Below are 16,146 nucleotides of genomic sequence, written 5' to 3' on the forward strand. Positions count from 1 at the left end.
CCCGTCAACTAAGGGTGACCTTACTAGCCGCGGGAATGCGTCGTGGGCCTACCGACGGGCGGCTGGGCCGTCACCCCGCGCGGGCCGCGGCGCCGTCGCGCAGGATCTTGCGGAGCCGCTCGAACGGATCGCCGGGACCGAGCTCCGCGGGTGACGGCGGCTGCGACTCGGCCTCGGCGCCGGGTGGCGGCGGCGGGGGCGGTGCCGCCGGGACGGCTGCGGGCGGTGGCGGTGGCGGTGGCAGCGGATTGGCCAGCCCGGCGAGCTTGGTGCGCAGCCGCTCGGCGGCGTCGGCGCGTACGGCCCGGCGCTGCGGGTCCGGGTCGGTGTTGCCCGCAAAGCAGCCGGCCGGCGCCTCGCCGACGATCGTCAGCGCGCTGGTGTAGCGCTCGCGGGCGGCCTCGACGTCGCGCTCCCAGCCGGCCACGTCGCCCTGCACCTCGCGGACCAGCTCCAGGTTGATGCGCACCGGGCAGCTCGCCGCCGGGTCGGTGCCGGCCAGCGCCTCGCCGAACGCGGCGTCGGCGTCGGCGAGCCGATTCTCCAACACCGCCAGGTTGCCGGCGACGAACGCGGTTTTCGCGGGCTCGACGATGTCGAGAGTCGACAACACGTCGACGTCCTCGCGCAGCGCCGCGACGTTTCCGGCCGCGACGTCGGAGAGCGCCGAGCGGCCCACGACCGACACCGACAGCAATTTCACCGCGACGACCACCAGCAGCAGCACGATCGGCGCCGAGTACAGCAGCAGTTTCCGCCGCAGCGCACGCCGCCTCACCGCTCGACCTCCTTGCGCACCAGCCGGCTGCGCCGGAACTCGCGGACGGTCAGGAAGATCTCGACGAGCAGCAGCGCCGCGGCCAGCGCCGCGGCCAGCCAGTACAGCTCGGTGGACTCGGCCGGTTCGGGTGCCAGGCCGGCGGGCTGTTGCGGACCCGTCGCGGCCGCGCCCGGATCGTCACCCGGCAGCGCGTCGGCCAGCGGGCCGCCGTCGCGCTGCACGTAGGGCACCCCGAGCTGGCCGGCGATCGCCCGCAGCGCCGGTTCGTTGCGCCCGGACACCACCGACGGGCCCGGCTGGTCGACGAGCGCCCCGGCCGCGGTGCCGTAGCCGAGCACCGCCCCGCCGTCGACGGAGGTGACGCTGAACTCGCCCTGCGGTGCCTGTGAGCCGCCCGCGCCCGAGCCCAGGTAGAACACCAGGTTCTGGGCGCCCGGGTACTGCTGGGCGGCGGCGATCAGCTGGTAGCGCAGGACGGTGGCGGCCGCGGCGGCGTTCACCTGCTGGGCGGCGTCGGGTGCGGCCGGGTACGGCGCGAGCGCATCGAGCTCGGGGCCGAGGCTCCAGACGTCCTGCGACAGCGGCCAGTCCAGCGACGGCCGGGACGCGAAACCGATGATCGCGATCCGCGCCCGCGGATACCGCTGGACCAGCGCGGCCACGTCGGCGCGGATGGCGTCGAACCGCGGCGCGCCGTCGACGTCGGGGACGGTGGTGTCCACCGAGCGGTCGACCACGAGGAACACGTTGACGTCGCTGGTCTCGCCGCCACCCGCCGCCTGCTGCGGCGCGGCGCCGAGCACCGGCCGGGCCGCCGCGAGCACGAGCAGCAGCAGCGCCGCCGTCAGGGCGGCCCACCGCAGCAGCGTCGCGCGGGTGCGGCGGCGCGCCCGCATCAGGCTCAGCAGCCGCAGCAGCAGCAGCGCCGCGCCGATCATCAGCAGCACGATCGGCGGGATCACGGGGGCGAAGGTCACCGGCGCATCACCGCCAGCCCGAAGCTCAGCACGCCGGCCAGCGCCAGCGCCACGATCAGCGGAAGTTCCGGGGCGTCCCGCAGGGTCCCCGACAGCGTCCCGGCGCCGGGTCCGGCCGGCGTGGGCGCGGCTGCCCGTACGGCGTCGAGCTCCGCGGTCAACCGCGCGCCGTCGGCGTCATCGGCGGGCAGATAGCGCACGAACCGGCCCCCGGAGTCGTCGACCACCTTCTGCAGCGCGTCGGACCGGCCCGCCGACGGGAGGGCGATCGCGTTCACCTGCACGCCGGCGCGGGTCGCGAGGTCGGCGACCTGGGCGGTGGTGAACAGCGAGGGCCGGGTGTCGCCGGGCGCCCGCAGGGCGGCCGCGCCCAGGTAGACCAGCGAGCGGCGTTGCGGCGCAGCGGGATCCGCGGGCGGGAATCCGGTGAGGCACATCGCGACGACGTCCTCGACGGTGGCGGCGTAGTCGGTGTAGCGCACGTCGGGGGCGAAGGCGGCGGCCCGCTCCCGGGACGTGCGCGCCGCCGGATCGTCGGCCACCGCGGCGTACTCGCCGAGCCGGCTACCCGCGAACTGGTAGTCGCGGGTGAGCGGGATGACGCGGCGCGTCGGGGTGGTCAGCCCGATCCCCTCGGAGCGCAGGGTTGTCGCCTGCCGGGCGAAGTAGCCGAGGAACCGGCCGGTGACGGGTGCGGTGGCGGGCTCGGCGACGCACAGCATGATCTCCTCGCGCGGCGCGGCCTGTGCGTCGCCCGCACCGGCCGGCAGCCCCCCGGGCCGCGCTGCCACCACCGCCGCGGCGGCGAACACCAGGATCAGCAGCGCGATGCTGACGATCGCCGCCACCGAGCGCAGCAGCGCCAGCCGGGCGTACTCCGGCAGCGTCGTGAGCCGGTCGGCGTGCGCCAGCCGGCGCAGCTGCGTGGCCCGTCGCAGCCGGGTGAAGCCCGCGACGCCGATGCACGCGGCGAGGACGAGCGCCGCGACGAGCGCGACCGGCCACCAGATCAGTTCCACGTCCGGATCAACTCCTCGGCCGCGGCGCCCGCGTCGGCCACGCTGATGCGCGACGCGTCGTTGAACTGTCCGTCGGCGAGCGTGCTGAGCACCGGTTGCGCCGCTTCCAGACCGGCTCGCGGCAGGTCGGAGAGCTGCAGGTAGGGCGCGGGGGCGCCGGTGCGCTGGTACAGGAAGTTCCGCACGGCCGCGCTCATCGCGCCCGACGCCCGCGCGGCCGACCACTCGCCGGCGCGGTGGCGCTCGACGGCCTCGCGGACGCTGCGCGCGAACCGTTCCCGCAGCACACGCGCGTGCGCGTCCCGCACCACCGGCAGCGCGCGCAACCGCCGCGACGGCATGGTCCACACCAGCACCCCGGCGTACCAGAGCACGACGACGACGAGCAGCGCGATGCCGAGCCACAGCCACAGCGAGGCGTAGGACGGCGGCCCGCCGACGAAGCGCAGCAGATCATCGGGCACGGCTGAACACCTGGGTCAGTGCGATCAGCTTGGTGCGCAGCTCGTCGCTGCCGGCGATGCGGGTGTGCGGCACGCCGTGCGTCGTGAGCAGTTCGGTGAGCCGGCGGGCCCGCGCCTCCTCGGCCCTGCGGTAGGCGGCCACCACTTTCGCGCCGAGCGTGGCGGCGCTGAGCACGTAGGCACCGGTGCCGACGTCATAGCCGTCGACGTCATCGTCGGGTCCAACCGCCGGCATGTCGGACACGAACGCCCACATCACCTGGTGGCGCCCGGCGAGCACCGTCAACACCTCGGTGAGCCGCTCGTCGACATCGGGTTCGTCGGACACCACGAACACCAGCATCGGCGCGCGATGGTGGGTGGCCACATACTCCAACTGGCCGACGATGTCGCTGGGTCCGGGTGCGGCGAGGGTGTGCTCGTAGAAGCGGTGCAGCATGTGCTCGATGTGCACCTCGCCGCGGCGGCGCCGGATGTTCGCGCAGCCGCGCGCGTCGCCGTACACCATGCCGATCTCGTCGGAGCGGCCGAGCGTGATCAGCCCGACGGCGCCCAGCACGTGCGCCGCCACGTCGCGTTTGTCCTCGCCGCTGGGCGTCAGCGCCGCCATGTTCCGGCCGGCGTCGGCGACGAGCAGGATCTTGTGGTGCTTCTCGGAGACGAAGCGCTTGATCAGCACATGGCCCGACCGGGCCGACGCCTTCCAGTCGATGTCGCGGACGTCGTCGCCGGGCACGTAGGGCCGCAAGTCGTCGAACTCCAAGCTGCGGGTGTGCAACAGCGCGTACCGCCCGCCTTCGAGCAGCCCGGTGACGTCGGTGCCGAAGTGCGCCTTCGCGCGGTTGAGGTGCGTGCCCATCGAAGTCAGACAGGCCTCAGGGCACCCGCACGACCTGCAGGACGGCGTCGACGACGGCGTCGGGGGTGATGCCGGCGGTGGCGGCTTCGAAACCGAGGATCAGCCGGTGCCGCAGCACCCGGTGCGCCAGCCGCGCGATGTCCTCGGGCAGCACGTGGCTGCGCCCCGACAGCAGCGCGAGCGCCCGACCGGCCTTGCTGAACGCGATCGTCGCGCGGGGACTGGCGCCGTACTCGACGAGCCGCGCGATGCGCGCCGGCAGGTGCTGCGCCGGGTCGCGGGTGACGGCCACCAGCTGGCTGGCGTAGTGGATCAGCGCCCGGTCCATGTGGATGCCGCGCGCCACCTGCTGCAGCCGCCGGACGTCGTCGAGGCTGATCACCGGCCTGGCCCGCCGCGCGGGGTCGTACACCCCGGCGTCGATGCGCTCGATGACCTCGACCTCCTCGGCCGCCGACGGATAGCGCAGCACGTCCTTGAGCAGGAACCGGTCGGTCTGCGCCTCCGACAGCGGATAGGTGCCCTCCTGGTCGACGGGGTTCTGGGTGGCGATCACCAGAAAGGGCTCCGGGATCGGGTACACCACGCCCGCGATGGTGGTCTGCCGTTCCTCCATCGCCTCCAGCATCGCGCTCTGCGTCTTGGCGCTCGACCGGTTGATCTCGTCGAGCAGCACGATGTTGCTGTGCACCGGCCCGAGCTGGGTGACGAACGAGTTGGTGGCCGCCTCGTAGATCTGCGTGCCGATGATGTCGCTGGGCAGCAGGTCCGGGGTGCACTGGATGCGGGAGAACTTGCCGTTGATCGATTCGGCGATCACCCGCGCCGCGGTGGTCTTCGCCAGGCCGGGCACACTCTCGAGCAGCACGTGACCGCCGCAGAGCAGCCCGATCAGCAGCGATTCCCGCAGGTTCTGCTGGCCGACGACGCTGGCCGAGAAGGCATCGGAGACGGTGCCGATGAGGCGTCTCGCGTCGTCGATGTCGCGGCTGTCGGGTCGGGTGTGCGCTGGGGTGTGCGCTGAGGTCATACCTTCCTTTCGCCAGGACCGGCGGTCCAAGCGCTCGGGATACCCGGGTCCGGCGGTTTCAAGCCACGCGGGGCGGGCGCGCAGCGGTGCGGCTTTACACATCTGCGATGCGATGTCACGCTTTTCGGCCATGGACAGCGCCGCGCTCGCCGAGATCGAGCAGCTCAAGCAGTTGAAGGCCCGCTACTGCCGGCTGCTGGACACCAAGCAGTGGGAACAGTGGCGCACCCTGTTTACCGACGACTTCGTCAGCGACACCTCCGCGGCCGGCGGCAGGCGCATCGCCGGCGCCGACGCGTTCGTCGCGTTCACCCGCCGCAGCCTCGGCAAGCCGTCGCAGGTCACCGCGCACCAGGTGCACAACCCGGAGCTCGAGCTCACGTCGCCGGCCACCGCGAACGGCATCTGGGCGCTCGAAGACGTGGTGCGGCTGGCGCCGGCGGTGAACCTGCGCGGCTACGGCCACTACACCGAGACCTACGTCAAGGCCGACGGGCAGTGGCGCATCGCCAGTTCGACGCTCACCCGGTTGCGCGAAGACGTGTTCAACGCGCTGTTCACCCTGTACATCCCGGCGCGGGTGCGCCAGGCCGCCGTCGACGCGGCGCGCCGGTACGGGCGGGGGCAGTCGTGACCGTCGACACCCCGGTGAGCCCGGTGGACCGGTACGGCGAGGGTCACCGGTTTACCGTAATGCGCATGAGCACGACACGGCTGCCCGGCGGGGTGGTGCACGAGCTCCCCGCCGACCTCCGCGACGCACTCGAGGCCGACGATTCGGTACTCAGCGCCTGGTTGGACATCACGCCGCTGGCCCGCAACGAGTTCATCTGCTGGGTGGAGGACGCGAAGAAGGAGGCCACCCGGGCCCGTCGCATCCGCCGCACCTGCGAAGAGCTCGCCGAGGGGCAGCGGCGGCCCTGCTGCTGGCCGGGCTGCAAGCACCGCGAGCGCACCGGCGCCTAGCGTCAGTCGCCGCCCATCGCGGCGGCGCCGGCGGCGGCGAGCAGTTCGACCGCCTCCCGGCGGCTCATCGCGCCGAGCAGCTGGGCCGCGGCCTGCATGGTCTCCCCGACGAAGCAGGTCGGGCCGTTGCGCAGGTTCGCGAACGCCTCGTCGACCACCTCGTCCACCGAGGCGGCGTCGGCGGGCGCGACGTCCTGCGACGCCAGCAGTCCGCGGGCGTGCTCCAGCCGCCGCAGGGCCGGCGTGTCGGTCTTGCCGAGGATCAGCCCCAGCACGTCGACGCCGGCGCCGCGCAGTTCGCTCCACAGCGCCTCGGCGAACACCATGTCGAACGCCTTGGACGCGCCGTAGGCGACCATGTTCGGTCCGCCCGCGAGCCCGGCGCCGGAGCCGAGCAGCACGATGCCGCCGCGCCCCCGCTCGACCATGGGCGCCGCGTAGTGGTGCGCGAGCTGCAGCGGCACCAGGCAGTTGCGCCACACCATCGCCTCCGCCGCGGCGACCGGTTGGGCCAGGAACGGCTGGTAGGTGGGGTCGGCGCCCGCGCAGTAGAGCAGGAACCCGATCGGCAGGTCGGCGGTGGCCGCCGTGACCTGGGCCGCGGCGTCGGGCTCGGCGAGGTCGACGGCGAGCGGGCGGGCCTCGATCCCGAACTCCGACCGCAGGTCGGCGGCCAGCGCGTCGAGCACGTCGTGCCGGCGGGCGAGCAGCACGACGTTCAGCCCTTCGCGGGCGAGGCGCCGCGCGAACGCCGCACCGACGCCCTCCGACGCGCCGGCCACCAGCGCCCACGGGCCGTAACGCTCGACGACGTTCACGGGACCGCCGTCACCCGCACCGGGGTGAACCGGCGGCTTGCCACCCGCCAGCCGCCGGCCGTGCGCACCAGCTCGTCGTCGTAGATGCCGACGGCGTTGACCCCGGCCGTACTGTCGGGCGCCAGGATGTAGGCGTCGACGTAGGTGCGCGCGGTGGCGCGGCCACCCTCGACGTCGATCACCTGGTTGGTCATGCGGTGCAACGTGTGACCGGCCGCGGCGTGTGAGGTGGCCATGAACTCGGTGACCTCGTCGACCCCCCGCCAGCGGCCGATCTCGCCGTAGTCGCAGGCGCAGTCGTCGGTGAACACGGTGCGGAACAGCTCCCAGTCGCGACGGTCGATGCCGGTGGCGTACCGGATCAGCGTGTCGCAGATGTCCTGGCGGTCCTGCGGATCGGTCACGGTCGGTCTCCGTTCGGGTGGACGACGATGCGCGGCGGGCCGTCGGACCGGCGCGCGAGCTCGATCGCGTCCGGCACCCCGTCGAGGCCGACGACGGCGCCCACGCTCGGCAGCGGGTCGAGCCGGCCCGCGGCAATGGCGTCGAGCGTGCCGTACCAGTCCTGCGGCATCGGGCCGCCGCCGAATTGGATGGTGACGCCTTGGCGCGTCGCGGCGGTGATGTCGAGGGTGTCGCCGGTGTACCAACCGCCCGCGCAGTAGATCCGGGTCGCCATGTCGGCCTCGTCGACGAGGCGCTGGATCAAGCCGGGCGCGCCGACGCATTCGAACACCACGCCCGCGCCCCACTGATCCCGTTCGGCCCGGATCCGGCGCCACACCGCGAACGGCGACTCCTCGGCCGGGTCGACGGCGACGTGCGCGCCGAACGCCGCGCGCGCCAGCTCCCGCCGGTCGGCGCGGTAGTCCGACACCACGATCGGCTCGACGCCGCGACTGCGCAGCGCGGCCACCGTCGACAGTCCGATGGCGCCCGCGCCGATCACGATCGGGATCTCGTCGGGCGCCACCGCGGCGGACCGCACGTAGAACTCGCCGACCGCGAACGCGTCGGTGAGCGCGACGGCGTCGTCGGGCGCCTCGCCCGTCACCGCGGCGGCGAGTGCCTCCGCCACCACGAGCAGTTCGGCGAAACTGCCCGGCGCCTCGGGGTGCTGGCCGATGATGCGGGCGCCGTCGGCGCCGCCGTTGACCAGCCGGATCGGTATCGACGTCACGCGCGACCCGATCGGGAACCGGTCGGAGCAACCCCGCCCCTGGGCGATCACCTCGCCGACGAACTCGTGACCGAGCACGACGTCGCGGTCGGCGTCGTAGCAGGACCGGCCCGTCGGGTCGTTCTGCCCCAGCGCCGGGTGGTCCATGAAGTGCACGTCGGAGGCGCAGATCGCGGTGCTGAGCACCCGCAGCAGCAGCTCGCCCTCCCCCGGCACGGGGTCGGCCACCGCGCCGACCCGTAGCGCGCCGCCGCGCAACACCACCGCTCGCACCCCGACCGCCCGCTTTCTCGTATATTCGAAACCGTCGTTCGACTATTCAACTGACCGTAGGAACGGCCGGGGAGGGAGTCAAGAGGTGGCGGCTGCGGCGTCGGCGCCCACGGGCCGAGCGCTCGACGTCGTCGAGCTGCTGGCGCGCGCGGGCGGCCGCCGGCTGCGGTTCTCCGACGTCGTCCGCGAGACCGGCATGACCCAGGCCACCGCGCACGCGATCCTCACGACGCTCTGCGCACGCGGCTGGGCCGCCCGCGATCCGCTCGACAAGACCTTCGCCGTCGGGCCTGCGCTCGCCGTCGTGGCCGCAGCGGTCGATCGCGCGCGGCCGGCGACGTCGGCGGCGCGCGCGCTCATCGCGGCGCTCGCGACGGAGTTCGGCTGCGCCGCATCGGTGGTCGAGCGGGTCGACGAGGACCTGGTGATCACGGCGTTCGCGGGCAGCGGCGATTCGCCCGCAGGAGCACCGGGTGACCGCATCCGCTTCGCACCGCCGTTCGGGGTGGCGTTCGCCGCCTGGGAATCCGCCGAGGAGCAGCGCAGGTGGATCGGGCGAAGCGGATCCGGCGACGCCGAGCTGCACCGCCGCCTCGGCGAAGCGCTCGCACGCACCCGCCGGCGCGGCTATGACGTGGATTTCACCACCCCGGCGCTCACCCGGGCGGCGCGGACCATGAGCACGCTGCCCAGCGACGGCTTGCCGACCCACGTCCGGGAGATCACCGACCGCCTGCTCGTCGAGTTCGCCACGATCGGCGTGCTCACCGACGACGACGCCGCGGCGACCATGCCCGTCGCCACCATCGCCGCACCGGTGCTCGACCAGCGGGGACGCGCCACGCTCATCGTGGCGGTACACCCGCTGCGCCCGCTGGACCGCGACGCCGTCACCGCCATCGGGCGCCGCGTGGCGTCCGGTACCGCGGGTATCGCGTGCGGACCCTGACACCTATGCTCGACCCTGCAAAGGGGGTGCCCATGCGGACATCGGACGTCAAGGCCGTCGGCGAGGTCGCCGGCATCGGACTCGGGGTCGTCAACGCGGTGGTGCGCGACACCCACCACGGCATCGCGTCGCGGGTCTTCTGCGCCATCGGGCCGGGCGCGGCGCCGGTCAAGCACGTCCACAACGCCATCGCCGGCCTGGTGTACCGGGCTGTCGACCAGGCGGCCCGCCGCGGGCCCGTCGCCATCGCCGCCGCCGCGACCCTCGTCGCCGACGACGCCGACCCGCCGCTGCACGAGCGGCCCGACTGGGCGGAGTTCATCGCCGCGCTGGACGGCATCTACGGCGACGAGCTGGCCGACCGCCGCAGCAGCCTCGCGATCGGCATGGGCGTGCGGGTGGACGGGCGCGAGGTGCCGCTGACCGCCGACGCCCTGGCCGCGGCGTTCCCCGACGCGACCGGCCGGCTCGCGGTGTTCGTGCACGGGCTGTGCCAGACCGAGAAGGGCTGGAGTCGCGCGGCCCGCGGCGACGTCGCCGGCGAGCACCCGGGCTACGGCGAGCAACTCCGCGCCGAGCTCGGCTTCACGCCGGTCCTGTTGCGCTACAACACCGGCCGGCACATTTCGTCCAACGGCCGGGAGCTCGACCGGCTGCTGGCCGCGCTCACCGACCACTGGCCGGTGCCGGTGACCGAGATCGTGCTGATCGGCCACTCGATGGGTGGCCTGGTGGCGCGCAGCGCCTGCCACTACGGCGTCGAGCACGACCGGTCCTGGACGACGGCCGTCCGCCACGTCGTGTGTCTGGGCTCCCCGCACCTGGGCGCCGATCTGGAGAAGGGCGTCAACGCAGCGACCTGGGCGCTGGCCCGGCTGCCCGAGACGCGCGGCATCGCCGCCTTCCTCAACCTGCGCAGCGACGGCATCAAGGACCTGCGGTACGGCGCCTGCCTCGACGACGACTGGGACGGCACGGACCCCGACGCGCTGCTGTGCGACAGCTGCGGCGAGGTGAACGTGCTGCCCCACGCCCGCTACTACTACGTCGCGGCGACCGCGGCGCCGACGCTGGTGGGCACCCTCGTCGGCGACCATCTGGTGCGCCCGACGAGCGCCTCGGCGCGCAGCGAGCTGCGGCGCAGCCCGTTCGCCGACGAGGACGGCCTGGCGCTGCGGGGCCTGCACCACTTCGACCTGCTGAACCACCCCGACATCTACGTGCGGCTGCGCGACTGGCTGTCGCCGGCGTCCTGAACGACAGCGCCCGGCCGGGTACGGGATCCGCAGCCCGCGACCGCGGTCGCCGGCACGCGACCCCGCCGCCGTGGCGGCGGTGTCAAGATCTGTGCTGGTGACGGCCGGTGCCGGAGAATTCGCGCGACCCGTGTCCATACCACGGATTTCGTAGTACCGTCGTTCTCGGTTGAACGAACAGCCGGGCTCGACGAGGAACGGCGCGGGGGACCGCGCGCGGCAGGGAGTTCAGATGTCCAGCGGCACCATTCGGACCTACCGACCGGACCCCACGACGGTCGACGATCAGCAGACCTGCGGCCGCGCCACCTTCCACGTCAGCCGGCTCGAGCCGTGGCTGCTGCTGATCACCGTCACCGGCGAGATCGACGCGACCAACGGCCGGGCGCTGGGACGCTTCGCCGAACGGCACACCGGCACCTCGACGCAGCTCGTCCTCGACCTCGGCGAAGCCACCTTCTTCGGATCGCAGGGCTTCACCGCGCTGCACTACCTGAGCGTCAGCTGCGCCCGCAGCGACGTGGACTGGATGGTGGTCGCCGGCCGCGAGGCCCGCCGGCTGCTGCGCATCGTCGACCCCGACGGTGCGCTGCCCACGGTCGACACCGTGCACGCCGCCGTCGAACTGCTCGACCGGCACACCCGCCGCGGCGCCGTGCCCTGGGCCGGCTGACCGCAGACCCCGCCGCGCGGCCTCAGCGGATCGCGACCACCACTTTGCCGAGCGCCGTGCGCTCCTCCAGCGACGCGAGCGCCTCAGCGGCCCGCTCCATCGGATACACCACCGGGTCGGGCGGGCGCACCGCACCGGAGGCGTAGAGCGGTTCCAGCTCCGCCCACTGCTGTTGCAGGTAGCGCGGATGGGTGAGCGCCCAGGCGCCCCACCCCACGCCCACCGCGTCGATGTTGTTGAGCAGCAGCCGGTTCACCTTCACCGTCGGGATGTCGCCACCGGTGAAACCGACGACCAGGAACCGGCCGCCCACGGCCAGCGACCGCAGGGAGTCGGTCACCCGGTCACCGCCGACGGGATCGAGCACGACGTCGACGCCGCGACCGCCGGTCAGTTCCTTCACCGCATCGCGGAAGCCGTCGGCCAGCACGACGTCGTCGGCGCCGGCACGCTCGGCGACCGCCACCTTGTCCGGCGTGCTGACCACCGCGATGGTGCGGCCCGCGCCGAGCGCGGCCGCCAGCCGCAGCGTCGAGGTCCCGATGCCGCCGGCGGCGCCGTGCACCAGCACCGTCTCCCCCGCCGCCAATCGGCCGCGGGTGGTCAGCGCGAAGTGCACCGTCAGGTCGTTGAACGGCAGGCCGGCGCCGGCGGTGAACGACACCGCGTCCGGCAGCCGGAACACGTTGTCCGGCAAGGCCACCGCCACCTCGGCCATGCCGCCGGTGAGCATCGTCAGGGCGGCGACGCGGTCGCCCGGACCGACGGGGGCGCCGGGCGGCGCGCTGCGGACCACACCGGCCACCTCGGCGCCCGGAATGTAGGGCAGCTCCGCCTTGTGCTGGTAGAGCCCGCGGGTCTGCAGCACGTCCGGGAAGGCGACCCCGGCGGCATGTACGTCGATCACCACGCCGCCGTCGCCGGCCGGCTCGTCGACCGTGGTGACCTCGGCCGCGTGCGGACCGTCCCGTCGCGCCACCTGCACCGCACGCATACCGGCCGCCTTTCGCCCCGAAGTCCTCGTCGACCTAGATACCGTCCCACACCGAGACGTCGTCGGGCGGATACCCGTCGCAGACCGCGGTGGCCTTCGCGACGACGCCCTTGTTGTTGAAGAAGATCTTGTCCCAGTTCGACCAGCGGAACGACATCGGCTCGCTGTAGATGTCCACCGCGCGCTGTTCGGAATAGGCGCGGCGGCCGGCGTAGTCCATGGCGAAGAACCAGCGCGCCCGGTCGATCGCACCCTGCTGCACATCGAGCGGCTTGTTGTGCTTGTCGATGATGTAGCGCTCGTAATAGACCGGGTTGGTGTCGCGCACCGCGGCCAGGTACTGCTCGGCCGTGCAGGTGGTGTGCAGCATCTTCGACGGGATCGGGTAGTCCTCGGTCGAGTCGGCCGACGCCGCGACGGGCGTTGCCGCAGCGGCGATCCCGAGTGCGACCAGTACCGTCCCGGCGCGCCGTGCCCGGCGATGTCCTGCTGCCATGCTGCTGCTCCTCGTCACGCGCTCGGAACGGGTTCGGGGTCGCGGGCCGCCGGCGGCGTAGGCGGCACCTTCGGCCACGGCGACGGCCAGGGCCGCTGCCGCACGGCCTGCGGCCACCAGAACCACCGGCCCAACAGCGCCGCGATCGCCGGGGTCATGAACGAGCGCACCACGAGCGTGTCGAACAGCAGCCCGAGACCGATGGTGGTGCCGACCTGGCCGATCACCGTCAGCTCGCTGACCGCCATCGAGATCATCGTGAACGCGAACACCAGGCCCGCCGACGTGACCACCGAGCCGGTGCCGCCCATCGACCGGATGATGCCGGTGTTGAGGCCCGCGTGGATCTCCTCTTTGAACCGGGAGACCAGCAGCAGGTTGTAGTCCGCGCCGACGGCCAACAGGATGATCACCGACATGGCCAGCACCATCCAGTGCAGTTCGATGCCGAGCAGGTGCTGCCACAACAGCACCGACAGCCCGAACGAGGCGCCGAGCGAGAGCACCACGGTGCCGACGATCACCGCCGACGCCACCACGCTGCGGGTGATGATGAGCATGATGATGAAGATCAGGCACAGCGACGCGATGCCGGCGATGAGCAGGTCGTAGTTGTTGCCGTCGGACATGTCCTTGAACGTCGCCGCCGTCCCGCCGAGGTAGATCCGGGAACCCTCCAGCGGCGTGCCCTTGATCGCCTCTTTCGCGGCCCGCTTGATGGCGTCGATCCGCGCGATGCCTTCGGGGGTCATCGGGTCGCCGTCGTGCGAGACGATGAAGCGCACGGCCTTGCCGTCGGCCGACAGGAACTGCTCCATGCCGCGCTTGAAGTCCGGGTTGTCGAACACCTCCGGCGGCAGATAGAACGAGTCGTCGTTCATCGAGGCGTCGAACGCCTCCCCCATCGCCGACGAGTCCTCCTGCATCGCCGACATCTGATCCTGCATTCCCTTCTGCGTGGAATGCATGGTCAGCATCATCGCCTTCATGCCCTTCATGGTCTCGATCATCTCGGGCATCATCGCCGTGAGCTGCGGCATCAGGGAGTCCAACCGCTCCATGAGCGGCATCAGCTCTTCGATGTCGGTGGTCATGATGTCGATGCCGTCGAGGGTGTCGAAGACGGACCTGATCGACCAGCAGACCGGGATGTTGTAGCAGTGCGGTTCCCAGTAGAAGTAGTTGCGGATCGGCCGGAAGAAGTCGTCGAAGTTGGCGATGTTGTCCCGCAGCGCGCCGATGTCGACGACCATGCCCTTCATCTGGGTGACCATGCCGTGGGTGACGTCGGCCATCTGCTGGGTCAGATTCTGCATCTTCGTCATCTGGTCGATGGTCTTCTGCATGTCGTCGGCCTGCTTGAGCATGTTGGCCGTCAGCTGCTGGTTGTACTTCTCGGTCATCTTCTGACTGGTGCCCTGCATGCTGATCTGGAACGGGATCGAGGTGTGCTCGATCGGCGTGCCCTCCGGCCGCGTGATCGCCTGCACCCGGGAGATGCCCTCCACCCGGAACACGGCCTTGGCGATCTTGTCGAGCACCAGGAAGTCCGCGGAGTTCCGCAGGTCGTGGTCGCTTTCGACCATCAGCAGCTCGGGGTTCATCCGGGCCGGCGAGAAGTGCCGGTCCGCCGCGGCGTAGCCCTGTTGGGCGGGCAGGTCGGCCGGCAGGTAGTTCCGGTCGTTGTAGTTGGTGCGGTAACCGGGCAGGGTCAACAGGCCGACCAGCGCCAACGCGATGGTGGCGACGAGGATCGGCCCGGGCCAGCGGACCACGGCGGCGCCCACCTTGCGCCAGCCGCGGGTGCGCATCGCGCGCTTGGGCTCCAGCAGCCCGAACCGGCTGGCGACCGTCACGATCGACGCGCCCAGGGTGAGCGCGGCCACCACGACGACGACCATGCCGATCGCCAGCGGCACCCCGAGGGTCTGGAAGTACGGCAGCCGGGTGAAGCTCAGGCAGTAGGTCGCGCCGGCGATGGTCAGGCCGGAGCCGAGCACCACGTGGGCGGTGCCGCGGAACATCGTGTAGTAGGCGGTTTCGTTGTCCTCGCCCGATTCGCGGGCTTCCTGATATCTGCCGATCAGGAAGATGGCGTAATCGGTGGCCGCCGCGATCGCCAGCGTCACCAGCAGGTTGGTGGCGAAGGTCGAGAGGCCGATGATGTCGTGATAGCCGAGGAACGCGATGGCGCCGCGGGCGGCGGTCAGCGAGAGCACCACCATCACCAGCACCAGCAGCACGGTCACGATCGAGCGGTAGACCAGCAGCAGCATCACGATGATGACGGTGAAGGTCACCGCCTCGATCAGCCGCATGCTGCGGTCGCCGGCGATGTGCTGGTCTGCGGCCAGCGCGGCGGGACCGGTGACGTACGCCTTCACGCCGTCGGGAGGCGTCAGGCCGCCGACGATGTGCTGCACCGCTTCGACCGACTCGTTGGCCAGCGCTTCGCCCTGGTTGCCGGCGAGCTTCACCTGGACGTAGGCGGCCTTGCCGTCGTTGCTCTGCGACCCGGTGGCGGTGAGCGGATCGCTCCAGAAGTCCTGGACGGACTGGACGTGCTCGGGGTCGGCCTCCAGCTTGTCGACCATCTGGTCGTAGAAGGCGTGCGCATCGTCGCCGAGGGGCTGCTCGCCCTCCAGCACGATCATGATCTGGCTGTCGGAGTCGCCTTCGGCGAACAGCTCACCCACCCGCTGCATGGCGATCATCGACGGCGCGTCGTCGGGGCTCATCGACACCGCGCGCAGCTGCCCGACCTCTTCGAGCTGCGGCACACTGACGTTGAGGAAGGCGATCAGCGCGACCCAGCCGACGATCAGCGGGACGGCCAGCGTGCGGATGGTGCGAGCGACGCCCCCTCGCGTGGGCGGGTGCACGGGCGGGAACGCATCGGTGGGTGCGTCGGTGACGGGCGCACTCATGCGGACTTCACAAAGCAGTAGGTGAGGGCGTTCACGCCGGTCGCGGTCCTCTCGTCCTTCACTTCGTCGTCGACGATGACCCGGCAGGTGATGCTGCTGCCGTCGCCTTGGGCCAGGATGTTGGGCGCCGCGGACGGCGCCGTCGTCTGCAGGGTCAGGGACCAGGGCAGCGCTGCGCCGTCGACGCGCTGCGGCTTGGAGTCCAGGTCGAGGTAGTTGATGTTCGCGTAGCTGCCGTCGCCCGTGATCTCGTAGCGCACGACCTTGGGGTCGAACGGCTCCGGGTCGTCGGCGAAGTTGACCGGCGTCACGAGGATGCCCTCGGAACCGAAGTAGCCGCGGATGCGGTGGACGGTGAAACCGGCGACCGCGACGACCACCACGATCAACAGCGGGACCCACGCTCGCCGCAGCAGTCTCAGCATCTCGTCAGCTCCCCGTCACCGCGCGCCCGGTTGGCGCCGGTTCATCTCGCCGCTAATTG

General features: G+C 72.0%; 18 protein-coding genes. 5 read left to right on the plus strand and 13 right to left on the minus strand.

What is annotated here, in order from left to right; genetic code table 11:
- Positions 1–70: 70 nt before the first annotated feature.
- From LV457_RS17115 to LV457_RS17140, 6 genes are read right to left on the minus strand one after another with little or no spacing between them, the layout of a single operon-like run.
- The gene (locus LV457_RS17115) at positions 71–778 is read right to left on the minus strand and encodes a hypothetical protein (RefSeq protein ID WP_232172726.1); all 708 of its coding nucleotides are present in this window, start codon (positions 776–778) and stop codon (positions 71–73) included.
- On the minus strand, positions 775–1,758 hold the full coding sequence (locus LV457_RS17120; RefSeq protein WP_232172727.1) for a VWA domain-containing protein: 984 nt from the start codon (positions 1,756–1,758) through the stop codon (positions 775–777). The genes LV457_RS17115 and LV457_RS17120 overlap by 4 nt, the downstream gene beginning before the upstream one ends.
- Positions 1,755–2,777: a hypothetical protein gene (locus LV457_RS17125; RefSeq protein WP_232172728.1), complete on the minus strand. Its 1,023-nt coding sequence runs from the start codon at positions 2,775–2,777 to the stop codon at positions 1,755–1,757. The genes LV457_RS17120 and LV457_RS17125 overlap by 4 nt, the downstream gene beginning before the upstream one ends.
- Complete coding sequence (locus LV457_RS17130) at positions 2,768–3,241, minus strand: hypothetical protein (protein WP_232172729.1); 474 nt, start codon at positions 3,239–3,241, stop codon at positions 2,768–2,770. Before LV457_RS17130 ends, LV457_RS17125 begins: the two co-directional genes overlap by 10 nt.
- Positions 3,231–4,100, minus strand: a complete 870-nt coding sequence (locus LV457_RS17135) for a DUF58 domain-containing protein (protein WP_232172730.1) — start codon at positions 4,098–4,100, stop codon at positions 3,231–3,233. Before LV457_RS17135 ends, LV457_RS17130 begins: the two co-directional genes overlap by 11 nt.
- Before the next feature lie 16 nt (positions 4,101–4,116).
- Entirely contained in the window at positions 4,117–5,130 is a 1,014-nt protein-coding gene (locus LV457_RS17140) for a MoxR family ATPase (protein ID WP_232172731.1), read from the minus strand.
- A 130-nt stretch (positions 5,131–5,260) separates the two neighbouring features.
- Here LV457_RS17140 and LV457_RS17145 point away from each other — a divergent pair, with 130 nt between their 5' ends.
- Positions 5,261–5,764: a nuclear transport factor 2 family protein gene (locus LV457_RS17145; RefSeq protein ID WP_232172732.1), complete on the plus strand. Its 504-nt coding sequence runs from the start codon at positions 5,261–5,263 to the stop codon at positions 5,762–5,764.
- A 65-nt stretch (positions 5,765–5,829) separates the two neighbouring features.
- The gene (locus tag LV457_RS17150; protein WP_232172733.1) at positions 5,830–6,096 is read left to right on the plus strand and encodes a YdeI/OmpD-associated family protein; all 267 of its coding nucleotides are present in this window, start codon (positions 5,830–5,832) and stop codon (positions 6,094–6,096) included.
- A gap of 2 nt (positions 6,097–6,098) precedes the next feature.
- Here the strand turns inward: LV457_RS17150 and LV457_RS17155 are convergent, their stop codons facing one another.
- The 3 genes from LV457_RS17155 to LV457_RS17165 are packed head-to-tail and all read right to left on the minus strand — an operon-like array spanning position 6,099 to position 8,358.
- Positions 6,099–6,914, minus strand: coding sequence for an SDR family oxidoreductase (locus LV457_RS17155; RefSeq protein ID WP_232172734.1), 816 nt, complete (start codon positions 6,912–6,914; stop codon positions 6,099–6,101).
- On the minus strand, positions 6,911–7,318 hold the full coding sequence (locus LV457_RS17160) for a nuclear transport factor 2 family protein (protein WP_232172735.1): 408 nt from the start codon (positions 7,316–7,318) through the stop codon (positions 6,911–6,913). Before LV457_RS17160 ends, LV457_RS17155 begins: the two co-directional genes overlap by 4 nt.
- The gene (locus LV457_RS17165; protein ID WP_232172736.1) at positions 7,315–8,358 is read right to left on the minus strand and encodes an alcohol dehydrogenase catalytic domain-containing protein; all 1,044 of its coding nucleotides are present in this window, start codon (positions 8,356–8,358) and stop codon (positions 7,315–7,317) included. The genes LV457_RS17160 and LV457_RS17165 overlap by 4 nt, the downstream gene beginning before the upstream one ends.
- A 94-nt stretch (positions 8,359–8,452) precedes the next feature.
- On the opposite strand from LV457_RS17165, the gene LV457_RS17170 reads away from it, so the two are divergent.
- The 3 genes from LV457_RS17170 (at position 8,453) to LV457_RS17180 (ending at position 11,245) form a co-directional block, all read left to right on the plus strand.
- Positions 8,453–9,316, plus strand: a complete 864-nt coding sequence (locus LV457_RS17170; protein ID WP_232172737.1) for a helix-turn-helix domain-containing protein — start codon at positions 8,453–8,455, stop codon at positions 9,314–9,316.
- 32 nt (positions 9,317–9,348) lie between these two features.
- On the plus strand, positions 9,349–10,572 hold the full coding sequence (locus tag LV457_RS17175) for a triacylglycerol lipase (RefSeq protein WP_232172738.1): 1,224 nt from the start codon (positions 9,349–9,351) through the stop codon (positions 10,570–10,572).
- A 232-nt stretch (positions 10,573–10,804) separates the two neighbouring features.
- Positions 10,805–11,245, plus strand: a complete 441-nt coding sequence (locus LV457_RS17180; protein WP_232172739.1) for an STAS domain-containing protein — start codon at positions 10,805–10,807, stop codon at positions 11,243–11,245.
- Positions 11,246–11,267: 22 nt separating this feature from the next.
- On the opposite strand, the gene LV457_RS17185 is transcribed toward LV457_RS17180, so the two are convergent.
- Genes LV457_RS17185 through LV457_RS17200 form a run of 4 tightly spaced genes read right to left on the minus strand, consistent with a single transcriptional unit; the run spans position 11,268 to position 16,087 of the window.
- Entirely contained in the window at positions 11,268–12,239 is a 972-nt protein-coding gene (locus LV457_RS17185) for an NADPH:quinone oxidoreductase family protein (RefSeq protein ID WP_232172740.1), read from the minus strand.
- A gap of 34 nt (positions 12,240–12,273) precedes the next feature.
- Complete coding sequence (locus tag LV457_RS17190; protein WP_232172741.1) at positions 12,274–12,735, minus strand: DUF5078 domain-containing protein; 462 nt, start codon at positions 12,733–12,735, stop codon at positions 12,274–12,276.
- 14 nt (positions 12,736–12,749) lie between these two features.
- Positions 12,750–15,662: an RND family transporter gene (locus LV457_RS17195; protein WP_232172742.1), complete on the minus strand. Its 2,913-nt coding sequence runs from the start codon at positions 15,660–15,662 to the stop codon at positions 12,750–12,752.
- Positions 15,659–16,087: an MmpS family protein gene (locus LV457_RS17200; RefSeq protein ID WP_232172743.1), complete on the minus strand. Its 429-nt coding sequence runs from the start codon at positions 16,085–16,087 to the stop codon at positions 15,659–15,661. The genes LV457_RS17195 and LV457_RS17200 overlap by 4 nt, the downstream gene beginning before the upstream one ends.
- Positions 16,088–16,146: the final 59 nt, after the last annotated feature.

Source organism: Mycobacterium sp. MYCO198283 (assembly GCF_021213805.1).
In the GTDB taxonomy this organism is placed as follows: domain Bacteria; phylum Actinomycetota; class Actinomycetes; order Mycobacteriales; family Mycobacteriaceae; genus Mycobacterium.